Source organism: Haloarcula sp. CBA1122, assembly GCF_009741785.1.
GTDB classification, from domain to species: domain Archaea; phylum Halobacteriota; class Halobacteria; order Halobacteriales; family Haloarculaceae; genus Haloarcula; species Haloarcula hispanica.
Map to the genome: position 1 here is coordinate 13311 of NZ_WPCB01000025.1, position 23128 is coordinate 36438.

Genomic DNA, 23128 nt, shown 5'->3' on the forward strand with positions numbered 1-23128 from the left:
ATATTATAAATGTTCAAACACGTCCTCAGTATGCGTTCCAGTGTAGCATGAGCACACTCTCGGCTGATACGGAGAGTTGGTTATCGTTTGGTAAACAGGACATGATGGTGTTCATACTCGTTATGTCCCTTACCGGGTTGCAGAATGCGTTCACAGAAATCATGCCCGAGTTCACGGTCGGACCGCTAGAACTGGGCGTTGGTGGCTTCATCTTTATCCCGATCGTGCTGGTGCTACTTTTCAGGACCTACTGGGCTGCAGTAGCCGTTCCTGTTGGCGAAATCGTATTCGGAGAGATACTGCTCGGTGAGTTCGATGGTCTGGGTGCCATGGAGGGATTGCTTCTCATTCCGGTTTGCTATTATTTCGCCGCGAAACTGCTTCAGGACCCGGAAAACACCACACAGTTGGCAATTGTCGTGTTTCTGGCTGAGGCACTCGAAGAGTTCTTCGCTACGTTCATCGACATTGGGAAGGTGTATATCGGGGTTGAAGAATTGGAAGCCGTACCCGGCCTCCCCGAGAGCATTATCGTGCTCGAAGGGGTCGACTTCCTCACACAGATGCTAATCACGGGGACTCTTTTCGGCGTCATCCCCGCACTGTATCTCTACCCCAAACTCCACGGTAAAGTCGAACCGCTGCTCGGTATGGAACCGTTTGAGGGTGAACGCGGCGGGTCGATGTGGCGTGGCTTTTCCCCGAAGGCGCTGTTGGCGGTGCTTATCGCGTTCCCGCTCGCCTTCGTGGCCGAGGCTGCCAGCGAAGTCGGCGGGGCGGTCAACGTAGTCTGGGAGCCGGAATTCCTCGCGACGTTCGGTCAGAGTTACATCGCAGTTCCGATCGTCGTCTCCGCTATCGTCGCCACCATCGTCTGGTACCGCGCAACGCAAACGGCGTAAGATGATGACAGCGACACACGACTCTCAAATTGCCGTTGACGAACTGCAGTTCCGGTATCCCGGTGCTGACGAAGCTGTGTTGACCGGAGCGGAGCTGACGATAGAGCCCGGTGAGTTCGTCGCCATCATCGGTGGGAACGGTTCCGGCAAGACGACGCTGTGTAAGTCGTTTAACGGAATCATCCCGCATTTTTACGAGGGTGATATGCGAGGACAAGTTACCGTCGCTGGACACGATGTCTCCGAGAGCTCTGTTGCAGAGCTCTCACAGCACGTCGGCTACGTGTTCCAGGAGTTCGATAACCAGCTCGTCAGTCCGACTGTATTCGAGGAAGTCGCTTTCGCCCCGATGAACTATGGACACGAGGACTACCGCGAACGAGTCCACCGGACACTAGATCTGCTCGATTTGAGCGGGCTGGAAGACCGCTTCGTCTGGGAACTCTCCGGCGGGCAAAAACACTTGGTTGCGCTGGCAGCAGCGTTATCGCTAGACCCCGACATCCTCGTCGTCGACGAACCGGCGGCACAACTGGACCCAGTCAACGCTCGGGAGACCTACGACCGTCTCGCCACGCTCAACGAAACCCACGGGAAAACCGTGGTCACTATCGAACATCAGACAGAGTTCATCGCCGAATACTGCGATAGCGTCGTCCTCGTCGAGGACGGTATTGTCCGTTGGAAATTACCGGTCGAGACGGCCCTCAATCAGTTGGAAGACCTCAGAGGACAGGACGTCCATCCCCCACAGGTCACGCGGATCGCCGAGCGCGTCCTCGATGATGCTCGCCCGCTCCCGGTGACGCTCGCGGACGGCCTCGATCTATTCACCGATTACGGCGACACCACTGTGGCTCGAACTGACGGACCACCGGAGGTGAACCGGAAAGGGAAGCCTGTCATCTCCTTCAATAACGTCTCGCAGTCGTACGATACACTCCGAAGCGGGACGAAAGACGTTCTCGATACCCTCTCATTGGATGTCTACCCAGACGAGCGGGTCGTCCTCGTCGGCAGCAACGGCGCTGGGAAATCCACGCTCATGCAACTGGTGACTGGCTTGGAGACACCTGACGAAGGGACGGTCACCGTCGGCGGAACAGACACCGAAGACGTCCTCCCAGAGCAACTGGCCGAGGAGGTCGTCTACGTCAAGCAGAACCCCGAAGAGATGTTTATCGACGATACTGTCCGGGCTGATGTCGCTCACTATCTCGATGATAGGGGCTACCCGAACGTCGAGCAGCGAGTCGACGAGGTGATCGAATTCCTCGACCTGGAAGCGCTACAGTCCCGGGATGGCCGCCTTCTCAGCGTCGGCCAACAGCGACGGGCGTCACTGGCTATCGGGCTTGCGACGAACCCGTCGATTATCCTGCTCGACGAACCAACCGGCAGTCTCGACCTCGCGAGTCGCGAGGAGGTCGGTCGAACCATCGACCGGGCGGGCGACCGTGTCGAGACGGTCGTGATTGCGACACACGACCTCGAGCTCGCGGCATCGTGGGCGACTCGTGTCGTCGTGCTCGACGACGGTGACATCATCGCTGACGGCCCGCCGAGTGACGTGTTTGCTGACCTTGCCGCTCTCGAACGAGCGAACCTTCACCCACCGCAAGTGGTCCGCCTGGGGACAGAACTCGGCCTCAGTCCCGCACCGCTCACGGTCGAGGCGTTCACGGACCGACTGAACACGGCAAGTCCGCCGGACGAGACATCGAAACCGACCGTGGAGGAGCAGTGATGACGACACTCGATGCGCTTCGTGATGCCACGTCCGTCGAGGCGATCAAGGCTGACTTGCTTCGGACGGCCTACGAGAACGAGGGTTCGTTCCTCCACCGCTTGGATCCCAGAGTCCTGTTACTCTGGTACGTCGTCTTCCTGTTCGTCCCGTGGCTGTTCTACGACACGACCATCCTTCTCGGACTGCTAGCGTTCGTGTCGGTGCTCGCAGTACTTTCACGGGTCAGCCTGTTCCTCGTCGGACTGATGGCGTTTACCGTGGCAACGACGTTAGGATCGTACGCTGTCGTGACTGTCTTTACGGGTGATCCCGTTGCGGCGATTCGAGCGTTAGTTCCGTACACGCTGAAGTTAACGATTATCTCCGTGTCGAGTTTGGCGGTGTTCTCGAGCATGGGTCCGAAGACCCTCTCTCAGGGTCTCAGAAGTCTCGGGATTCCACGACAGTTCACGTTCCTCATCACGTACGGCTACCGGATGCTCCCAGTGTTGTTTGAGGAGTACCACGATCTGGTGAACTCGTTCCGGTTACGGAGTACGGCTCCCGACTCACCCGGGCGATTCCGCTGGCGGCACTACGTCTACCTGCTGAAGTTATCGGTGCGTGCGTTCTATCCGATGATCTTTAACGTGGCAAAGCGAAGTCGCGTCACCGTTGAGGCCATGGAGGCCCGGGGATTCTCGCACTCACTAGCCGACGAGGCGAGTACGGAACTTCGGCTGGCGGACATGCAGATTCGACCCGTCGATGTCGGGTTCTTCGCCGGTTCTCTGCTCGTCGTTACCGGACTCGCGCTTCTTCTGTGATGTCCTCCGCGCCGTTGACTGTTTCCTTACCACGTTCTCATTCTCTTATAGCCTATCAAAAGGAACTCCAGTGTACCCTTTGACAGTCTGGCACTGTCTACCGTATATTGAGGGATACATATCGAGTGTAACTGGTCCATAGGGCTCTTAGCGGTCTTTTTGACATGACGGACTGAGTGAGTGATATGAGCCTGATTACGGGGAACTCGCTCGAATCGAAACTGCTGGAGACGATTATTCTCGGCCGAGCAAAGATTCCGGACGATCCCGATCCAGGGAACTATGTCGTCGTCGACGTGGCGCAGTTCTCGACGACAGTCCCGGAACTGTTTGCGAATGGCGCGGAGTACATCTACATTACCGAGGAACGGGGGAACGAACCAGCATTCAAGGCTGAACATCCAGACGCGAAAATCGGCGGGAGTTCTGGCCCGGACTATCAGGGCGAGGAGGGATACGACTTCTTCAATTCACCGAGCTTCGTTCAGGATATTGACGTCGCCGGTCGGCCGACTGCGATGACCTCGACCAACGGTGGGAACGCGGTCACGGATATCCGCTTAGCAGGCGGTGACGACGTCGATATCTACGTTGGTGGGTTGACTAACGGGAAAGCGGTCGCCGACTATCTCGCAGACAGCGACCGCAAGACGTATTTCGTTGCTGCCGGCTCGAGAGGGAAACCCTCGCCTGAGGACCTCGTTGGCGCGCTGTATATTGCTCGGCAACTGCACGGGAAGCCACTGACACCGGAGCAACGCGATATCTATCGGGAAGTCGTTCAGTTCGGGAAGGGGCCGAAGTACGAGGAGAAACCACAGATCAAGCGTACGGACCTCTACGAGTACACACTCGCGTTCGACAGCCGTGACGTCGTTCCGAAACTGGACGGGCAACGACTCTATGACGTGAGTGGCGAGACCGAGATCTGATGCGGACCGATATCCACACGCACACCACGTACTCGGATGGGTCGGATCTCGACGCAATGATTACCGCGGCCGAACAGGCTGGCTTGTCTGCACTCGGGCTGACTGATCACTGTATCGTCACTGAAGACGACTTCGGGCGACGTGCGAAATACGACCTCGTCGAAACGTATCAACAGCGCCGGGAGGACATTCGTGCTGCCAGAGACACGACTGCCCTCCAACTGTACGATGCTGCCGAAGTAAGCTACGTCGAAGGCACCGAGTCGCGTATTGCGTCGTTTCTCGACACCGCCGACTTCGCATACACTATCGGGAGCGTCCACTTCGCCGACCAGTACGACTACACCAGTAGGACACAATACGTTACTGCGTCCGCAACGCAACGCCGGCGGGCCGTCGAGCGGTACTACGATGCGGTCGTTGCGCTCATCGAATCTGAACTCTTCGACGTAGTCGGGCACCTCGACCTCCCAGAACGCATTCCAACGTTGCGACGGCACACAACTCGAGCGGATTACGACCGGGTCGCACGAGCGCTTGTTGACTCCGAGACAGTGCCTGAGGTAAACGCCGGCCGCGTCCATCGCTCGCTCGGCCGGGTACATCCCGACCCAGCGATGCTAGATCTGTTTACCGAGTATGGAATCCAGTTCGTCCTCGGATCGGACAGCCACACGCCTGCAGAACTCTCGCAGCGAGTCCCCGAACTACGAACACTGACTGAAACACTAGACCGGTCACCTGTTGCTGCTGTACTACGCGACAATCAACAGTACCGTGATTTTTGAGCAACCTATAGTAGCCATTGAAAATCAATGCACACCTGATCGCACGACGGCAGTGCGGTCAGTGTGTAATTCGTTTCAATTGTTACTATAGCGACTGTTCGAATGCTGTGAACACAGCGAATATCTCACTGCGGTAGTGGCTATATAGGTTTTAGTGGCCAGCCCTTATGATGATATCTTGTGTATTCCGCCCTCCAGGAGTACCATCGTACACTCCCACGACATAGCGCCCGAACTGTGGCTATGACCTGCTTGCCCCGTCACATTCATCTGAATAAACAGTTCAGTCCTCAATTACTTGAGCTTCTCAAAGACACTTGGCTGTCGTTAGCCATCAAATTTTCCGGAGGAGACTGGTAGCATGGCCAACGATTCAGGGCTTCGTGTTACTGGTCCAGATACTCTGGGTGGCGCAGTACTGTATCTCGTTGTCGGTATCGCTATCGCTAGCTACGGGGGATTCGATTACGTTCAGCAGACTGAAGCAGTTCGAAACTCGGTTGAAGTGGACGCGAACATTACGGAACTCGGTATCGAAACGGATAGCGGAACAGCGTCAAATCCGGGCGTAAAGTACGAACCGAACGTCGAATTTGAATACACCTATAATGGAACGACATACACCGGGACAAAACTATACCCAGCGAATATTGAGCGGAACTATGAGAGACGGTCAGCAGCCGAATCAGCGATCGAATCCTACGAACAGGGGACACAGACAACTGCATACGTGTCTCCAGACGAGCCAGGAGATGCGTTTTTGAAAAACAAAACGTCGAACGCACCGATCATCGCTATTGGACTTGGCGGATTATTCACCCTCTTTGCAGCCTTCTCTGCCGTGAAGAAGCTCTGAGTCCCCTTCCGTTGTTCGGCTGTCCGTGTCGTTACTGGACATCATGTGTGATTTGCCCGAATACGTTTAACTAAACACGACGGTTCTATTCGCGCACAGCTTAAAGTGTAAATAGGACTATATTTAACCAGTATGGTGGAAGAGTCCGGCCCGAAAGGAAAAGAGGAGGGTCAGTCGGCAGCACAGTCGACGTTCACGCTAAATCGGCGGACGCTACTTCAGTCGACCCTTGTTGGAAGTGCGATATTGGGGGGAGTCGGTCTGGCCACACCAGTTGCCAGACAGGTGCAGTCCGACGAGAAGGGTTCTGGAGATAGCAACAATCGCTCAGCGGGCTTTCCGCCGAGTGGCATCACTGAGTATGGACGGAAAGTCTCCCTCGGAAACGGGGAGGTGCGAACATTTACGAGTGAAACACCGTCAGGAGAGCCGAGGTATCACGGGGTCGAGTTCGACCACACGGCACTCGAAGGGCTTCCAAGCGAGACAGAGATAAGTGAGGTAAACGATCCTGTAGAGACTGATAAGTATCGATTTAGTGGACAAGCGGCAACGATCCATTTCAAACAGTCACTCCAGTTCTTTGTGCCGTTCCCAGATGCGGCTGGCACGCCGTTTACCTTCTTAGGACTCAACTGGAATCCGGACGGCCATTTCGGTGGCAAAGGAGCGTGGGAGAAGCCACACTTCGATATCCACTTTCACATGCGTGACCCTGCAACAGTGGATAACGTCGAGGGGCCTCAGCTTCCGCCGTACGATATCAAAACAGCGGACGGAATCGAGACAAACTTCGACTTCGCTCAACTTCCAGAAGGGTATGCGCGATCACCTCCGCCCGTCGCTGACGAGCGGTATATCACAGACATGGGTGAACACGTAGCTCCCAACGATGCGCCTGAACTCCCAAGTGGCCCCGACGACCGAGGTGATCCTACTAGCTTCAGCAACACACTCATTCAAGGGTTTATCGGTGACACAGAGGGGTCACAGCTGGCGTTCGTTGAACCGATGCTCACCCGAGAGTTCCTGAGCGATTTCCGAGACAGCAAAACGTATGATGTCCCACAACCGGCCGAATATCCACACGACCAGCAGCACCCACACGAGTACAGTGTCCGGGATATCCCGTCGCAAAACAAGACCGTAGTCGCTATTCAGAGTTTCAAACAGGTATCTGACTGAGCAGCAGGATCGTCTTAGTTGAGCGCACTCGCTCAAATTGAATTCTCCACGCAATGCGGCTCATTGCGCTACTCAGTTCGACGGAATACGGAAATACGGTGGCCACGAGGCGCACCGTTATATTATCACTATCTGATAATTCGTTAAATAACTATTCTGTATGCAACACGTCCCCTCGGCAACCGTCGATGGGATTCCGTGACTGAACACGCGACGCTCACAAACATAGAGTTGAACTTTCAGTATAGTAGCCATTGGAAATCAATGCACAGCTGGTCGCATGGCGGCAATGCGATCAGTGTGTAACTCGTTTCAATTGTTACTATAGAACCACTACAGCGAGTGTTCCTCCCACTGGAAGAGCGAATCGCTCTCGTTTCGTCGGGCGACCGAGTCCTCCCACAGGCAAGATTAGAGTTGAGCGTGGGGTGATTGAGAATGCGCAGCCCTGATAACGGCGCAGACAAGCGACCCGAAGCAGAGCCGACAGGGACGGTCTGCCAACGACGAAGACACCGGGGGCTAATCGTCGGGTGATGTCGGGGGAGTGGTGGCTGGATCGGCTTCGGGGATATCTGTCCCAACAGCAAACAGTTATATTCTCCAGCAAGCGTACTGAACAGATATACTCGGCAGGGTCTGCCATCCAGACGCGGTCGTCGGCGGGGTCGGTCGTGGGGAATTACATGGAAGGAACGGTTCGAGAAGTCACGCCTAGCGAATTGTGCGACGCGGTCGACCCGTGTGAGGTTACACTCGTCCTCGGGGCACCCAGTGTCGGAAAGTCACATCACCTGCGGCGGGTCGGTCCATCCGTCGAGCGGCTCGCAGAAACAACAGCTATCGACGACGACGAACTCGTGGTCGTCGACGATTTTGTCTCGGCGGTTTTGCACCTCGGTGACGACCGGGACAGGCTGAATGTCCTGTTCGATCGTTCCGGGGGTGCAGTAATCGTGACGCGGCCACGGAGCCTCGACTGGCTCTGCCGACACGGTCACCTCGCGCCCGTTGCGTTCCATGACCGAGTCGATTCCGTGCTCGTGGTTCGGACGCCCCCCGCAGAGAGCCACGATGCAATCACCGAAATCCGCGAACTCACCAGCCAGCGACGTCCACCAGAACTGGGTGACGGGGAGCGCACGTCCCTCGTCGAACGCGTCACCTATCCAGGCTATGACTTCGAGGACGAGCGGCTTCAGCAACAGATCGGGACCGTCGAGGAGACAGTCACGCCCGCAGCCTTCCTCTCGCTCTCGCAGTATGGGTCCGAAACGGTTCTGGCCGGTCCCGATGTCAGGGCGGTGGTTACCGACCGCGACATCACGGTCGAACCGTTTGACGAGGGCGCCCTCGACCTCATCGCGTCCCTTTATTCCTGTGCCGTGGATGGCAGTTGTAGCTCGGTCGAAATGTCACCTGCGGTCGCCACCGCACTCGCTCTCGTCGCGAGGTCGCTGGCTGATGACGACACGGAGTGGCTCGAACCGTTCGTTCGACATCGGCCGCTGGCCGGGGCTGCCGAATCCCTCGAAATCGCCGTCGATCTCCCGCCGGGGACGGTCGAGCGGCTTCGGGTGTTCGGGTCCGAACCGATGCGAGCGAGGATCAGTCAGCGCCTGACGGCTCAGTCCGAAACGGAGACAGCCATCGCCGACGCGAGTGCCCCAATCGATGCAGCTCTGACAGCCATGCGAGCAATCGGGTCGTCGCTGGACGCCGCCGCGATGGAGCCCGACGAGTACGGAACCGATCCCCTCGTCGGTTCCTGGCACTGGAACGGACTAACAGCGTTAGACGCGGCTGCGGCGGACCGAGAGTTCCCGAACTCGGACAAGAACTCTGCAGCCGACGGGGACGTTGCTGGGGTCGGCGTCGACGAGGTCGTCGACGCACTCGATGGCGGGCTCGTGCTCCTCTCGGGACCGAAAGCCAGCGGGAAGCGACGGCTCACAGCGAGCGTTGCGACGGCACTTACGATGCGGGGAGCGACGGTCAGACTCTCTGACCTCCGTCAGCCAAACCACAGCAGGGTGGGAATCGACGCCACGCCCAACGCAGTCGTAGTCGCGACGTACGGGGCCGAGCCAGCACGGATCGTGAGCGACGCTGGCGTTCGGGCGCTCGCTGACTGGGTCGAGGCAGGGGTCTGTTCCGGTGCAGTGCTGCTCTGTGATAACGACCGACGGGAGCATCTGGACGCCCTCGCCGACCGGACTGGCTGTGACGACGTCGAGGCCTGGTGCGACCGTATCGAGTTCGACCTTGGAGACGCTGACCTGACGGCCGATCGGACGCCAGAGGCGGTCGCCGAGGATCTGCTGTCCGCGCTGGAGTGGCCCGAAAATCGAACTCCTTCCCGTCGGTCACTCGCGGTCGATTCGGTCGCGGGCCAGAGTACGCTGGCAGCGATCGCTGGCATGCCCGACAGTGCTCTCGATGCGGCCTTCGTCGGGCAGGTCGTTGCCGAGGCCGTCGCTGTCGTCGCACGGACCGCCCAGCCGAGCGCCGCACGGGAGTGGCTGCTCTTGGTCGACGACCTCGTCGGAGACGTCGCAGGGAACCGCTGTGACACGGACGCGGCGATCAGGTACCGGGGAACGGTCGCGGGCACTGCTATGGCGACTGTGGCGAGCGAGCACCCGACAGCCGACGCGTGGGTCGAGGCCATTGCAGTTCGTGCGCTGGCACTGACCAACGAGACCGCGACTCCCCACGGTCGGGACTCGGTCGGTGGCGACGTCGAACCTATCGTGACCGCCGTCACGACGGCCCTGTCGACGCTTGCCCGACCAGAAGCCGGAGGAGAGCCGAATCAGGGGGCACTCGCGACGGTCGACCATCTGCTCCATGAGATGGTGGACGGGAACGCCATCGATCCCGAACCCGGCCTGTATCCGCTCTGTCGGATCTACGGGAAGACTGTCGGACGGCTCGTAGAACGAGCCGAGGAGTCGGCGAGTGCCGAGGCGGTGCTCGCACCGGTGGTCGCGCTCGTCGACCAGACAGCGTCCGAGCACGAGGACGGTCACGCGTCCGTCCTCCTCGGCAACGTGTTCGGATCGATGCTCGGGGCCCTCGGGAGTGTGGAGATGCCGACCGACGACCTCCCCGTCTGGATTGACGCGGTCGACGCTGCTGCGAGAGACGTGGCCACATCGCTCCAGCACGACGAGAACCGGGCCGAGCTGTTACACGTCGCGTCCGTGAGCGCAATCGGCTTCTGGGTGTTCGACCACAACTGTCCGGCGGACCGATTCGGGCCGTGGCTGGTGGCGACCGGCGAGCAACTCTGTCGGAGCACGGCCGAGTCGTCGTTCGTCGATCACCCCGAATCCTTCGTGGTCGACACGTACAGCTGGGCAATCTGGCACGTCGTTCACTACCGCGACCTCGACCGTGCCGAGCGACTGTTCGAGAAGTGTCACCGGCTGGTCGATACGATCGCTGACTCGGAGGTCCCCGACGACGAGTGGGAGTGCCGTGCGTCACTCCACGCCGGCGCGCTCGCGACCCTAGCCATCGTGGAACAGGGAGACGTGGCCAAGTCGGGCCCCTACGGCAAAGGAACCCTCAGACTCCCGGATTCGCCAGGGTTCGCGGACTGGATCGACCGCTACGACGCGACCGTGACCCGCGGAGTAGTGGGCGATGCACCAACAGCAGTGGTCGAGCCGTACCTTCGGGCGGTCTACCGTGGGGCGCTCTCGACGCAGGTCCGGGGATACGACACCGAGCCTGCCGACGGGATTTCGCCACACAGCGAGAGTATGTGGTTCGACAGCATGACAGAGCGCATTGAGGACCTGGCAGCCACGGGTGACCTAGTCTCGGAGCCGGTCGCGTTCCTGCGTTCGGTCTACGGCGACGCAGCTACAGGGTGGGCCGCAGAGGGTGGGGCGAACCTGGCCGGAGAGTGGCTTGGGTCGCTCGTCCGGGCGTTCCGCGGAGCGCGAGAAGGGATCGAGGGACCGAGCAAGACGGAGTGGTTCGACGCGTTCGCGGAAGCGGACGCGGCCGTTCTCCTGGCAGTGCTGACTCGGACTGACGCCGGCGGGCGAACGCACGATCGCCTGGTGGAGTCGGTACTCTCCCAGATCGAAACCACTGCAACGGCGACGGAGTACCCACTGCATCCCGTACACTACGTCGCTTCGGTCTTCGGGACCGCACTGGCGCTGGCAGTCGAGGCCGACCCTGCGGAAGTTCGCTTCGGCGTGACCGAAGTCGTCGCCGCCGAACAGCGAACTGACTTCGCGTGGGTCGGGATGGCGCGGGCGAGCATCCTCGAACGGGTGTATGCGGCGGCTTTCGCCGAAGTCGGTCGGACGAATGCCGACCACGACAACACCGAGGCGTGGCTGGCCGTCTGCTCGGAGCGGATGGAAGCAACTGCGACGCGGGAACTCCCCGACGATCCCGCCGGTTTCGTTGCGGGAGTCTACACCCGTGCGTACGTCGACGCAGTCGAAGCCGAGACGCCAGCGTGGCGTCGGCGTCTCGATGCCGCCCTCCGGGCGTTCGCCTTGGAGAGCCACGTCGAGGACCCGGCGACGTTTCTCGAAGGAGTCTACGCCGACGTCGTAGTCGCGGGAACGACCCAGAGCCAACTAGCCGCCGAGGTCGAGGCGTGTGTCGAGGCCGTGTCTCAGTCCGTCGAGCGTGCGAGTGAGGAGAACGTATTCCGGGCCGACGATGCCGTGGTACGAACCTTCTCGCGGGCCGTCGACAGGCTCCCGACGGGTAATCCCCGAGCACAGGCAGACTGTACCCACTTGCTCGGTCGGGCACTCCGGGCGACCGGGGGCGAGACCCTCGAAGCGGCCGTCTTCGGCGGCGACCGTCCAACCGGGGACTACTCGGAGTGACCCACTGGCAGAATCCACCGTATGGCAACCTACTACGTCCTCTCGAGTCCGGAGCACACTCCCGACAGCAACCACAGTTCCGAGTGGCCCAAGGAACTCGGACTGTCCTTCGACGACCGTGAGATCCGACTCTTTCAGGGAAAAGGGCACGGTCTCGGCGGTGCCGTCTACGACTTCGAGGACTTCCGCCTCGACGAGTGGGCCGAGTTCGTCGACGCCTGCGCCGGTGACTGGCTCCGCGAGGAACTATCCAGACACGAGTCGCTGACTGCTATCGACGAGGCGGACTTCGTCCGGACGCTGAACCGACACGCCACGTTCGCAACGGAAGAGCACTGACGAAACTGGCGGGACCGCTATGCTCATTCGTCGTCCGTTTTCCCTGGCCAGACTGTCGGCCTGATCCGTCTGTCATCGTACGCTGAGAGGTCGGTGCGGACGGTCTCGACCAAGTCCGTGGCCGAGGACTCGCCGTCTTCGATTGCAGTGACCTCCGCGGGCGTCAAGCGCACGGAGACATCGCGCTCTACCGGTCCGCCGAGGAGGAAGGTGAGAATCCACTCGCCGTCGCGGGCCAGTAGGACGTAGGAGTAAGGCTGCCGATCGAGGACTCGCATTGGTCGGTCGAGGAGCAACGCGGGCTAAACAGTTCCGACAGGGCGAAGCCTTTTGCGGCCGTTCGTCCCCCGTATCGGTATGTCTCTCCTCGAATCCGACGTGACTGCTCGCGGCGGTGCGCGATGACTGACGGTCCGACGGTGACCAACGCTGGGAGCAGGCGTACCAGTCCGGTGTCGGAGATTCCTACGAAGCAGTAATCACCCCTCCGGAGCGAGATCTACCGCCCGCATATACGCGTCAAGCTGTTCGGCCAGTGCCCGGGCGAACGTTTCGTCATTGATGTCGGTCTCCATCTCGACCAATTCGACCGATTCAGCCAGATTTGTTTTGAGTGCCTCGAACAGGGCTGTGTCGGCGTCGGGATCATGGAAATCCTCTCCCTCGACGTCGAGCATCGAAACACCTCCAAGTGGAATGTATAGGGCAGTTGGTCCGTTCGCTGCCGAGAGCTTCTTCGCGATGACCTCGCCCAGCTCAGCGTTCTCCTCGGCCGTTGTCCGCATCAGCGTTACCTGTGGGTTGTGGATGTGGAAGTCCCGCCCCTCGAACTCCTCTGGGACGGAGTCTCGTGGCCCGAAGTTGACCATGTCCAGCGCGCCCGTCGAGACGACCTGTGGCGTGCCCGTCTCCGCGGCGGCGTCCAGCCTATCGGGGCCAGCAGCCAGCACACCCCCTACAAGCTCGTCGGCCCACTCCGTCGTCGTCACGTCCAACACACCGTCGATGACGCCTTGTCTCACGAGGTCCTCCATCGCCTTCCCACCGGTCCCAGTCGCATGGAAGATGATCGTCTCGTAGCCTCGTTCTTCGAGATACTCCCGAGCCGTCTGGACGCACTGTGTGGTGACACCGAACATCGAGATCCCGATAGTGGGGCGGTCTTCAACTTCGATGTCTGGCTGGTTCGTGACCATCCCGACCATCGCGAGGGCAGCATTAGCAATCACCCTCCGGGAGAGTTGGTTGAGTCCCTCAATATCAGCCACCGAATACAACATCATCACGTCAGTGGCACCGACATACGGTTCAATGTCGCCGGAGGCCATCGTCGAGACCATCACTTTCGGGACACCAACCGGCAGCGCCCGCATCGCCGTGGTCGCGATCGAGGTGTTGCCCGAGCCGCCGAGTCCGAGCACACCGTCGAGGTCGCCAGCATCGTGTAGCTGCTGGACGATCGCCGCTGCGCCCTTGCCCATCGCTTCGATCGCCTCACCGCGGTCAGCATCGTCCCGGAGGTGCCCCAGCGTGGTGCCGCCCGCTTCGGCGACCGCACTCGCAGCAGTGTCCGGATCGATTTCCGGGTCGTCCACCACGCCCGTGTCGATGATGTGTACGTCAACGCCTTGCGCGCGAAGGACATCTCGAGCGAAACCTATCTCTTCGCCTTTCGTATCGAGGGTCCCAACGATTGTGACGGCCATACTCACTCCTCCACGTTCTCGGGTGTCGGCAGTTCGCCCGGCGGGACGATCTCACACTCAGGAAGATCCCGGAGTACCTCTTCAGGACCCGGTGGTGCGTAGACCGCGAGCAGTAACAACGGTTCCCAGCTGGTGTTGACGGTTCCGTGTTCGACGCCTTCAGGAACGAACACCATCTCGCCGGCCGAGATATCGCGTGTCTGATCGGCGACCTCTTGTTCACCCTCGCCCTGGATGACGAAGAGGATCTCGTCGCTGTCAGGGTGCGAGTGGCGCTCATGGCCCTTTCCGGGTTCGAGTTTGACGACGCCAGCGCTGAAGCGCTCGCCACCCGTCACGTCAGGCGTGCTCAGCCACTTCAGGACGCCCCAATCGAAGAGCTGACTTTCGACGTCATCAGGAGTGATGAAGTATTCGCTATCAGTCATCTTCGAGACTAATCTCCTTGAATTCGCGGGCCTGTGCTTCGATTGCCTCCTCAGTTGGGAGGCGTTCGATGCTCGACGCACCGAAGAATCCGACGACACCCTCGGTGTGTTCCAGTACGTACTGGGCATCGTCGGGCCATGCGATCGGGCCGCCGTGACAGATCACCAGTACGTCCTGGTTTACCTCTTTTGCGGCGTCGTGATGAGCTTGAACGCGCTCGGCTGCGGCATCGAGATCTAGTGCCGTCTCGGCACCAATATCCCCAGATGTAGTCAGTCCCATATGTGAGACGACCACGTCCGCTCCGGCCTCGGCCATCTCGCGAGCCTGCTCCTCGCTGAAGACGTATGGGCAGGTGAGCATTCCTTGCTCGGCCGCTTCTTGGATCATGTCGACTTCCTTGTCGTAGCCCATCCCCGTTTCCTCGAGATTCTGTCTGAACCCGCTGTCCTCGTCGATGAGACCCACCGTCGGGAAGTTCTGGACGCCCGAGAACCCACGTCGTTTCAGGCTCTCGATGAACACATCCATCTGTCGGAACGGGTCGGTCCCGTTGACGCCGGCGAGAACTGGCGTGTCCTCGACGACTGGAAGCACTTCGTGGCCCATCTCGACGACGATCTCGTTGGCGTCACCGTAAGGAAGGAGGCCAGCCAGCGACCCCCGACCGTTCATCCGATAGCGACCGGAATTGTAGATGATCAGTAGATCGACGCCACCGCGCTCGGCGAACTTCGCCGAGATACCGGTCCCTGCACCTGCGCCGATGATCGGATCGCCGCCCGATACTGTTTCCTGAAGTCGATCAAGAGACTCCTGCCGTGTGAATTCCATACGTCAGATAGAACCATTTCATAATATAGTAATTAATTTTTTGATGATTACGAGGAGTTACCACGACACATAATATTACTTCTGGGCATAGAAACCATCGTCAAACCCAATCGTGGATGGCTCTGCGACTGCGTTGGACACCCAGATCTTCGAGTACTTCGATGGTATTCGACAGTGACAATGCCACAACGTGCGATTGAATGCCCAACGCCATCGCCGACTCGGGTGTCCGCTCGCGTTCCTCAAAACCCAACTCAATCCAGTCGCTATGCCCACTGAGGCGGCTGATTTCTGGCATAGGTACCAAGAAATCAGTCTGCATCACTTTTCACGCTCAACTAAACACGACGGACTCCGCTGTCCATAAAAATATCACAGACAGCTATTTCGCTACGGAAGTGGAGGCGCGACAGTAGTTGATCGATCAGTACAGCTATAGTAACGATTGAAACGAGTTACACACCTGATCGCACTGCCGTCGTGCGATCAGGTGTGTATTGATTTTCAATGGCTACTATAGTTTCAATCCTGTTACCGGCGATATTTCGATGTGTGCCACTAACCCGCGGTTCCGACTGCTAAAGAACTACGACTCCGATAACATCAAACACTGTAGTACGGTACTCGAAAGTGAAAACCATGCTAGTCCGGTATTACTGTCGAGAGGATAGATCATGGTGTGCTCCCACTCGAAACGTACAGTGCTGTCAACGCGGAATGGCTGATTTTCCTCTCCCCAGAACTCGCGAGTCGTGCACAATTTGGCTGGACGATTACTGTTCACATCCTCTTTGCCGCGCTCTCGGTCGGGCTGGCACCGTTCATCATCTATTTCACCTGGAAAGACGTCTGGACCGACGATGAACGGTTCAGTCGGTTGCGCTCTTTCTGGGTGACGGTCTTCGCAGTCGGCTTCGTGATGGGTACGGTAACAGGCATCCCCATGAGCTTCCAGTTTGGGACAAACTTCCCGCGGTTTGCGACAATCGCTGGCGAATTGATCGGTGGTCCGCTGGCCTTTGAGGCGAAGATGGCGTTTTTCCTCGAAGCCGTCTTCCTCGGCATCTTGCTTTTCGGACGTGAGCGGGTGAGCGACCGAACGTATGTCCTCTCGTCGGTGCTGGTCGGGATCGGTGCATGGCTGTCGGCGTTCTGGATTCTAGTGGTCAACGCCTGGATGCAGACACCTCAAGGCTATGATATGATAACCCAGAACGGAATGCGGGTCGCCAGGCTGACCGACCCGGTAGCTGCCTTTCTCACGCCGCGACTCCCGTGGATGTACGTCCACATGGTCAACGCCTCCGTCATCTCTGTCGCATTGCTGGTCGGTGGTGTCTCGGCGTACTTGGTCTGGAAGACCCACGACTCGACGGCCTGGCAAGCCTCTCTAAAGATCGCGGTCCTGTTATTGCTGGTTACAGCACCACTGCAGGCCGTTCACGGTGATGCCTACGGTCGCCACGTCGCGGACACCCAGCCCCAGAAGTTCGCCGCTATGGAGGCCCACTACGAGACTGGACAGGCCGACCTTCACCTACTCGCGTTTCCGAAAGATCTCAGTGCGCTGACCGACCCACACGCGGAAAACCTCTACACCGTCAGTCTACCTGGCCTCGGTTCCTACCTCGCCACCGGCGGTGACCCTGACGCTGAGGTACTCGGGTTGAACGAGTACGAACACAACCCCCCGGTGGCGCTGGTGTTCTGGTCGTTCCGGTTTATGGTCGGACTCGGCTTCCTTTTCATCGGTCTCGCAATGTGGGGAGGGTCCCTCACATACAGAGACAAACTCGCCGACAGCGACCGATTCCTGAAGGCGATGATGGCCGCGACGCCACTGGGGTACGCCGCCTTGCTCACCGGTTGGTACGTCACAGAGATCGGTCGGCAGCCGTGGGTCATTCAGGGCGAATTGAAGACCAGTGATGCAGTCTCGCAGTCGCTGACCGCCGGGGAAGCGATGGCGACGCTGGCAGTGTTTCTCATCGTGTATGTTGGGCTAATTGCCGCGGCTCTCCTCGTCTTACGGTGGCTCGTGAGAGAGGAACTGCAGGACCTCGGCGTTCTTGCCCCGTCGCAGGAAACCGGACACGGACGCATTCCGTGGGTGGGTGGCGATGACTGAGTTGCTCTCCGTGGATCGCTACCTCCTTGACGCGCTCCCAGAGGTGTGGTTTGGCGTCGTCATGTTCGCGCTGGCAATGTACGTGGTTCTCGACGGATTCGACTTCGGCATCGGTATGCTGTACGCCACTCGGAGCGACGAAGACGACAGGGAGACACTCCTGTCGGTGTTTGGGCCGGTCTGGGACGCCAACGAGGTGTGGCTGGTCGCCTTCGGAACAATGTTGTTAGCCGCGTTCCCGAGCGTGTACTCTCGGTTGCTCGCTGACAACTATCTGCTCGTTATCGGGTTTGTTCTCGCGCTGTTGTTCCGGGGCATAGCACCGGAACTGCGCGAGCAATGCGAGGACGATCGGTGGCAACGGATGTGTGACGCTTCTTTCGTCGGGGGCAGCACGCTCGCACCACTGCTGTTTGGCGTCCTCGCCGGGCGCTGGATCTTCGATGTTCCGACGCTGTCGGTGCCGGCGCTCTTGACAGGTGTCGGACTGACCACGGTATCAGTCGTCACGGGCGCGGCTTTCATCTCGGCCAAGACTGGCTCCTCCCTTGCCGCCGACCTGCGCAGGTACGGTATCGCCGGAACGGTATCATATCTCGGTGGTGTCGCCATCCTTCTGACGACTGTCGTCGTGACAGACGCCGGCGGCACAGCTGACGCCGTTCTCTCTGTCCCGATTGCTGTGGTAGTCGCTCTCTCTGCCCTCTCAGGCCTGGCTGGGATAGGCTTCGCTCGCCGCGAGCAGTATCGGCGATGGCTCGTGAGTGCGCTAACTCTTCCCGCGCTGTTGAGCCTCCTCGTTGCGCTTCTGCTGTACCCAGTTATCTACCCTGCGACCGGACTGACCGTCCGAGAGGCCGTCGTCTCACCACTCGCGCTCAACCTTGTCACCGTGATGGGGCTGCCGGTGCTACTGCTCGTGCTCTGGTATTTCAAGTTCCTCTATGGCGTCTTCAGCGGACCCGTTGTCGACGAATCCTATGGTCCTTGACCAAGCCGAGACCGCCGCTACAGTAAGCAAGGTGAGTCTCCTCTGGGCTTGCTTCTGACCTCACGCCGCTTCTAGATTCGGCAATAGTTTCAGCCGGAGTGTCAGGGGCAATACCTGGCGTTCGAGCGCTCAGTCCGACTGGACTGGAGCGTCGAGTTGTTCGGTGCGTTCGCCAGAGTCGGGCTCAGCCAAATAATCTCCGTCCGCCGGAAGGAGTCGACGTTTCGAGTTAAAGACGACAATGAGGCTACTGATCGCCATCATAACGGCGGCGATCAACGGTGTGATCACACCGGTTATCGCCAATGGGAGTGCAATCGCGTTGTAGCCGGCCGCCCAGACGAGGTTCTGTTTGATCCGGCCTCGAGTTTCACTCGCCAACTCGAAGACCTCTGGAACGGCGTCGAGACGGTCGTCAAGCACTACCGCATCGGCCGCCTCGATCGCCAGATCGGTGCCGCTCGAGACTGCGATCCCGAGGTCGGCGCTAGCGAGTGCGGGCGCGTCGTTCGTTCCGTCGCCGATCATTGTCGTCGTCCCGCGCTCGCGGAGTCCCTGGACGATCACTTCCTTCGACTCGGGGCGCACGCCTGCGAAGACGTGATCAACTGCGGGATGGTTTGCAAACGTCTCAGTCATCCGCTCGTCGTCGCCAGTCAGCACGACGATATCCCGATCCGCGGCCGCGGTCTCGGAAACCACGCGTTCCCAACTCTCACGGGGCGTATCTTGGACTGTAACGACTCCTTTGACGGCCCCCTCCCAAGCAACCGCCGTTGGATGAGTACCCGACTCGTAAGCGTCCGTGACAGCTGCCTCGATTTCCGTGGGGATTGTCCACTCGTCAGTATCGAATGAGCCCGGGTGGCCCAAAACGACGCGAGTATCGTCGACAAGTGCTGACACGGTACGGTCGGCGCTCTCGAAACTCGACACCGATCGCGTGGTCGGCGGGGCAGCCTCGTCAATGGCAGCGGCGATTGGGTGGCTTGACCGACGTTCGACGGCGGCCGCCATCGCGAGCACTTCGTCGGGATCGTCGCCAACGACGTCCACAAGCTCCATCTCCCCAGTGGTGAGCGTCCCAGTCTTGTCGAATACGACGACCGAAGAGTCGTCGATCCGTTCAAGCACTGTCTCGTTGAGAATGAGCATGCGATTGTCGGTGGCATCGCGGGTGGCCGCTGCGAGAGCGAGCGGAGTAGCGATGCCGAGCGAGCATGGGCACGAGACTACTAGCACGGCGACCCCGGCCATTATAGCTGTGTTCGGGTCGTTACCAAGGACGAACCAGCCGGTGGCGGTCAGCGCGGCAAGTCCGAGTACGAATGGAACGAACAGTACCGCAAAGCGGTTGACAATATGTTGCACACCCGTGGCAGAACTCTTGACGTTCCAGAGGAGTTCGACGAGGCGATCCATCGTGCTAGTTTTTTCGGGACCAACTTCAACGATAATCGCATTGTCAGTAAGGATCGACCCGCCGAGGACACTGTCCCCGACCGATTTTCGTTGCGGGAGAGATTCACCCGTGATAAGTGCCTCATCAATCGCGGCAGTCCCGTCGACGATCTGGCCGTCGACCGGGATCCGCTCGCCGGGTTTGACTAACAGCCGGTCGCCAGGCTCACACTTCGCAATTTCGATGGTTTCACTGGTCTCACTGTCGTCGTCGAGTCGGCGGGCCTCATCGACGCGTGAATCCGTGAGGTCGGCACGGTTACCGAGTGCAGCGTGTTTGACCTGTGACTCCAGATGATTGCCGATAGTGACGATCGCGAGCACCATCACTGCGACGTCGAAGTACGGGTCACGCCCGCCCGTGAGGTAGGTTGCCAGCGAGTAGAGATACGCTGCAAGTACCGCGATAGCTATCAACACGTCCATGTTCGGGCGACCGACTCTCAGGCTCACGTAGGCCCCACGGAAGACCGGGTATCCAAGTCCGACGAGTATGAGTGTGCTCCAGACAATTAGTGGCCAGAACACCATCGCCTCGACAGTGCTCCCATAGAGGAAACTCTCGGGATAGATGCCGAGATACACCGGGTATATGAACAGGACGTAGAGAACCAACACAGGCATCATCAGAACTGCCGCGAGCACCGCACGGTATTTGCCGAACTCGACGCGTGAACGTAGTGAGTCGTTCTCTTCGTCAGGACCGTGAGCTTGGTAGCCCAGTCGACTGAGTGCCGCAGCGATCGCGTTTCGATCGATGCAGTCAGGATCGTACACCACCTGTGCCATTTCAGTCGCGTAACTCGCACGCGCCTCGTGAACGCCTTCCTCCTCTTCGGCAAGGAGTTCAATGAATCCCTCGCAAGTCTGACAGTGCATCCCGTCAATCGAGAGGTAGGCTGTTTCGGCACCCTCGGGGCCATCGGGCCTGGTCTCCTCGGCCTCGACACGGTCACGGACGGCCGCAATCGAAAGGTCGACATCCTCACCGTCGTCAACTAACTGTGCGACCTCTAAACAGCCTCGACAGCAGAACTCGCCGTCAATGTCATCGTTGGTAATCGGGTCTTTGACGGGGAGGTCACAGAGTGTACAGGTGGACATATTACGCAACCGCCTCCGATTCGGCGATCGGTTGATAGTACGGGATATCTGGTAACGGAAGCATGACGCCAAACCGCATAAGTCCCATCGCTACCAGTATGTATCCGAGCCCAACGAACAATACACCGAGTCCGTAATGGACTACCTGCCGCTGGCGGGTGCTCACTGATTGGATAACCGTTCCGTAGAGAAACACACTGGGGATCGTCCCGACCCCGAGCGCACCGAGCGAGAGGAGGCCATATACGGGTGAGCCCTGGGCAAACGCGTACAGGAATGCCGGATAGAGAAGCATACACGGCAACAACCCATGAAGCGCGCCGAGGCCGATAATGCCGATACCGTTGACCCAGCGGTCGACCCGTCTTGAAATGACTGTGTAGGTTCGCGCGAATAGTGAGCCGAACCCAGTACCGGCAACAACTCCTTCAACGGCTCCTTGTTGGTAGCCGGCTAACCGGGTGAGTCCCATAACCATAATTGCTACGCCAATGCAGATTCCGACGACACCCTGAGCTGGCCGGAGAAATCCAGCGAGCCCGATGGTTCCGTACAGTAGCGCGCCGGCAGCTCCGAAGACGCATCCGATGATGGCGTAGCTCACCGTCCGGCCGAGGTTGAACAGTGTGTGCTGACGCACCTCATAGAGTGTGAGTGCGCTCGCCCACCGGTCCTGGGTTTCCATACGCTCGGCATAGGTTGCAACGAGCGGGCCGCACATTCCAAGACAGTGTGCACCTCCGAAAAGGCCAATCATGAAAAACACGACCAGTCCGTAGCCACTTGTGATGCTGATCTCACTCAGCTGTACTAGAACTGCTGATATCATATCCAAGGCTGGCAAGGCCAGCATAGATTAGGGTGTACCAATCGTCGTGTGTAGTGGGTTTCGGTTCAGGCCGTGGCTTCGATCGTTAAGAACTACATCCAAGAACGTGGAATTACAGTGATTGTGAGGCGAAAACCCACGACTTCAGTCGTGGGATGAAGCCGACAACTTGGCCACTCCTCCCGCCACCTCCGTGATGAGTTCGACTTCGGATTGCCGTCGCTGTAGACGCGCTCGCACCTCGCCTCAATTGCGGGCGACGTGTCCAGCGAGTTCATCGAGGAGTATATCGACGCCCAAGCAGGTGAGTCGTCACGCAACGGACCGTCTCAACCACGGAAGTTTGTCAGTAGTTGAGACTTGCAGTCTCAATGCATACGAAATGAGATTCAAGGGAATCTTGGCTGGAATAACTGTTCAATCTGGATGCGAACTACCCAGAAGGGCACTGTCTAGTTCTGGACGACCTCAGCTGGCGTTCGTCCGTCGAGTTCTTGGTTGGGTCGTTCGTGGTTGTAGTGGTGTCTGAAGCGTCGTAGCCACTGTTTCGCGCTGGATTGACTGTCCCTCCAGAAGGAGTGAAAGCGGTCGATTCGCACGGTCACAGTCTGGAACCACTTTTCGAAGTGGTTCCGGATTCGATAGTCGAGCCGACCGCTCAAATCGTGACGCGAGAGGGCAGTCAGATAGCCGCCAGCATCAACGAGAAACACTGTCTCGGCAACATCGTGTTTCTGAGTGAGCCGGTGCAGGAACGCCGCCGCGGGGTCAGTCCCGCAGCGGCTGAACACGTCAACTTCGAGAAGTAACTTTGGTTCAGTGTCGACAGCGGCGTACAACCACTTTTTCTCCCCATCGATCTCGATTTGTTTCTCATCGACCGCGACCCGCGACGGCTCCGCCGTCGGGGGGTCGCTCTGTGCTTCAGCCAGTGTATGCACCCAATTCCAGACCGCCCCGTGAGAGCGATCGACACCCAGCAAGTCCCAGATAGCGACCGTCTTCCTGATCGACAGCCCCGCAGTATGGAGACGCACCCCAAACCGGCGGACGGGTGCGGGGTGCGCTCATTCTCCCAAAACGTCTTGGCTGTCCTCATCTAACGTTCCTCTGAGGAGGTCTGCGAGTTGCATGGACACTTCTCGCTACGACCTCCTCGCTTCTCAAACTCGCTCAACTAGACAGTGCCTTTGGGGGTGTTATTTGGATTTCTCTATCAA

The 23128-nt window shown here is 59.0% G+C and carries 17 protein-coding genes and 3 pseudogenes; 12 read left to right on the forward strand and 8 right to left on the reverse strand.

The window, feature by feature from the left end; translation table 11 throughout:
• Positions 1 to 47 precede the first annotated feature (47 nt).
• The 9 genes from GJ630_RS11365 (at position 48) to GJ630_RS11405 (ending at position 12426) form a co-directional block, all read left to right on the forward strand.
• Entirely contained in the window at positions 48 to 902 is an 855-nt protein-coding gene (locus tag GJ630_RS11365) for a hypothetical protein (RefSeq protein ID WP_050036517.1), read from the forward strand.
• Position 903: 1 nt separating this feature from the next.
• Positions 904 to 2649 (forward strand): ABC transporter ATP-binding protein, encoded by a 1746-nt coding sequence (locus GJ630_RS11370; RefSeq protein WP_129754734.1) that lies wholly within the window; start codon positions 904 to 906, stop codon positions 2647 to 2649.
• Positions 2649 to 3458, forward strand: a complete 810-nt coding sequence (locus tag GJ630_RS11375) for an energy-coupling factor transporter transmembrane protein EcfT (protein ID WP_008308251.1) — start codon at positions 2649 to 2651, stop codon at positions 3456 to 3458. The genes GJ630_RS11370 and GJ630_RS11375 overlap by 1 nt, the downstream gene beginning before the upstream one ends.
• Before the next feature lie 185 nt (positions 3459 to 3643).
• Positions 3644 to 4390, forward strand: a complete 747-nt coding sequence (locus GJ630_RS11380) for a 2-phosphosulfolactate phosphatase (RefSeq protein WP_050036515.1) — start codon at positions 3644 to 3646, stop codon at positions 4388 to 4390.
• Positions 4390 to 5178 carry a histidinol-phosphatase HisJ family protein gene (locus GJ630_RS11385; protein ID WP_050036514.1) on the forward strand — a complete coding sequence of 263 codons (789 nt, stop codon included), beginning with the start codon at positions 4390 to 4392 and terminating at the stop codon, positions 5176 to 5178. Before GJ630_RS11380 ends, GJ630_RS11385 begins: the two co-directional genes overlap by 1 nt.
• 361 nt (positions 5179 to 5539) lie before the next feature.
• Positions 5540 to 6034 (forward strand): DUF3592 domain-containing protein, encoded by a 495-nt coding sequence (locus tag GJ630_RS11390; RefSeq protein WP_014030962.1) that lies wholly within the window; start codon positions 5540 to 5542, stop codon positions 6032 to 6034.
• A 132-nt stretch (positions 6035 to 6166) separates the two neighbouring features.
• The gene (locus tag GJ630_RS11395; RefSeq protein ID WP_079980783.1) at positions 6167 to 7219 is read left to right on the forward strand and encodes a hypothetical protein; all 1053 of its coding nucleotides are present in this window, start codon (positions 6167 to 6169) and stop codon (positions 7217 to 7219) included.
• A gap of 686 nt (positions 7220 to 7905) precedes the next feature.
• Positions 7906 to 12087: a hypothetical protein gene (locus GJ630_RS11400; protein ID WP_191449918.1), complete on the forward strand. Its 4182-nt coding sequence runs from the start codon at positions 7906 to 7908 to the stop codon at positions 12085 to 12087.
• 21 nt (positions 12088 to 12108) lie between these two features.
• Entirely contained in the window at positions 12109 to 12426 is a 318-nt protein-coding gene (locus GJ630_RS11405) for a hypothetical protein (protein ID WP_050007318.1), read from the forward strand.
• Between the two features lie 23 nt (positions 12427 to 12449).
• Here the strand turns inward: GJ630_RS11405 and GJ630_RS11410 are convergent, their stop codons facing one another.
• The 5 genes and pseudogenes from GJ630_RS11410 to GJ630_RS11430 form a co-directional block, all read right to left on the reverse strand.
• A complete protein-coding gene (locus GJ630_RS11410; RefSeq protein WP_014030966.1) occupies positions 12450 to 12704 on the reverse strand; it encodes a hypothetical protein in 255 nt (84 codons plus the stop codon).
• 201 nt (positions 12705 to 12905) lie between these two features.
• A complete protein-coding gene (locus tag GJ630_RS11415) occupies positions 12906 to 14132 on the reverse strand; it encodes a Tm-1-like ATP-binding domain-containing protein (protein ID WP_151103982.1) in 1227 nt (408 codons plus the stop codon).
• Between the two features lie 2 nt (positions 14133 to 14134).
• Complete coding sequence (locus GJ630_RS11420; protein ID WP_014030968.1) at positions 14135 to 14560, reverse strand: cupin domain-containing protein; 426 nt, start codon at positions 14558 to 14560, stop codon at positions 14135 to 14137.
• A complete protein-coding gene (locus tag GJ630_RS11425; RefSeq protein ID WP_191449919.1) occupies positions 14553 to 15395 on the reverse strand; it encodes a phosphoenolpyruvate hydrolase family protein in 843 nt (280 codons plus the stop codon). Before GJ630_RS11425 ends, GJ630_RS11420 begins: the two co-directional genes overlap by 8 nt.
• A 103-nt stretch (positions 15396 to 15498) precedes the next feature.
• Positions 15499 to 15693, reverse strand: a pseudogene (locus GJ630_RS11430) (IS6 family transposase); the annotation flags it as partial.
• Positions 15694 to 16074: 381 nt separating this feature from the next.
• Between GJ630_RS11430 and GJ630_RS11435 the strand changes: the two are divergent.
• Both GJ630_RS11435 and GJ630_RS11440 read left to right on the forward strand, forming a co-directional pair.
• Complete coding sequence (locus GJ630_RS11435) at positions 16075 to 17523, forward strand: cytochrome ubiquinol oxidase subunit I (RefSeq protein ID WP_146418147.1); 1449 nt, start codon at positions 16075 to 16077, stop codon at positions 17521 to 17523.
• Positions 17516 to 18514, forward strand: coding sequence for a cytochrome d ubiquinol oxidase subunit II (locus GJ630_RS11440; RefSeq protein WP_023842943.1), 999 nt, complete (start codon positions 17516 to 17518; stop codon positions 18512 to 18514). Before GJ630_RS11435 ends, GJ630_RS11440 begins: the two co-directional genes overlap by 8 nt.
• A 129-nt stretch (positions 18515 to 18643) precedes the next feature.
• Here GJ630_RS11440 and GJ630_RS11445 read toward each other — a convergent pair whose 3' ends face one another.
• Both GJ630_RS11445 and GJ630_RS11450 read right to left on the reverse strand, forming a co-directional pair.
• The gene (locus GJ630_RS11445) at positions 18644 to 21079 is read right to left on the reverse strand and encodes a heavy metal translocating P-type ATPase (RefSeq protein WP_014030973.1); all 2436 of its coding nucleotides are present in this window, start codon (positions 21077 to 21079) and stop codon (positions 18644 to 18646) included.
• A gap of 1 nt (position 21080) precedes the next feature.
• Complete coding sequence (locus GJ630_RS11450; RefSeq protein WP_044952693.1) at positions 21081 to 21908, reverse strand: sulfite exporter TauE/SafE family protein; 828 nt, start codon at positions 21906 to 21908, stop codon at positions 21081 to 21083.
• Between the two features lie 171 nt (positions 21909 to 22079).
• Between GJ630_RS11450 and GJ630_RS11455 the strand changes: the two are divergent.
• A pseudogene (locus GJ630_RS11455) lies at positions 22080 to 22265 on the forward strand (hypothetical protein); the annotation flags it as partial.
• 95 nt (positions 22266 to 22360) lie between these two features.
• On the opposite strand, the pseudogene GJ630_RS11460 reads toward GJ630_RS11455, so the two are convergent.
• Positions 22361 to 23041 (reverse strand): annotated as a pseudogene (locus tag GJ630_RS11460) (IS6 family transposase).
• Positions 23042 to 23128: the final 87 nt, after the last annotated feature.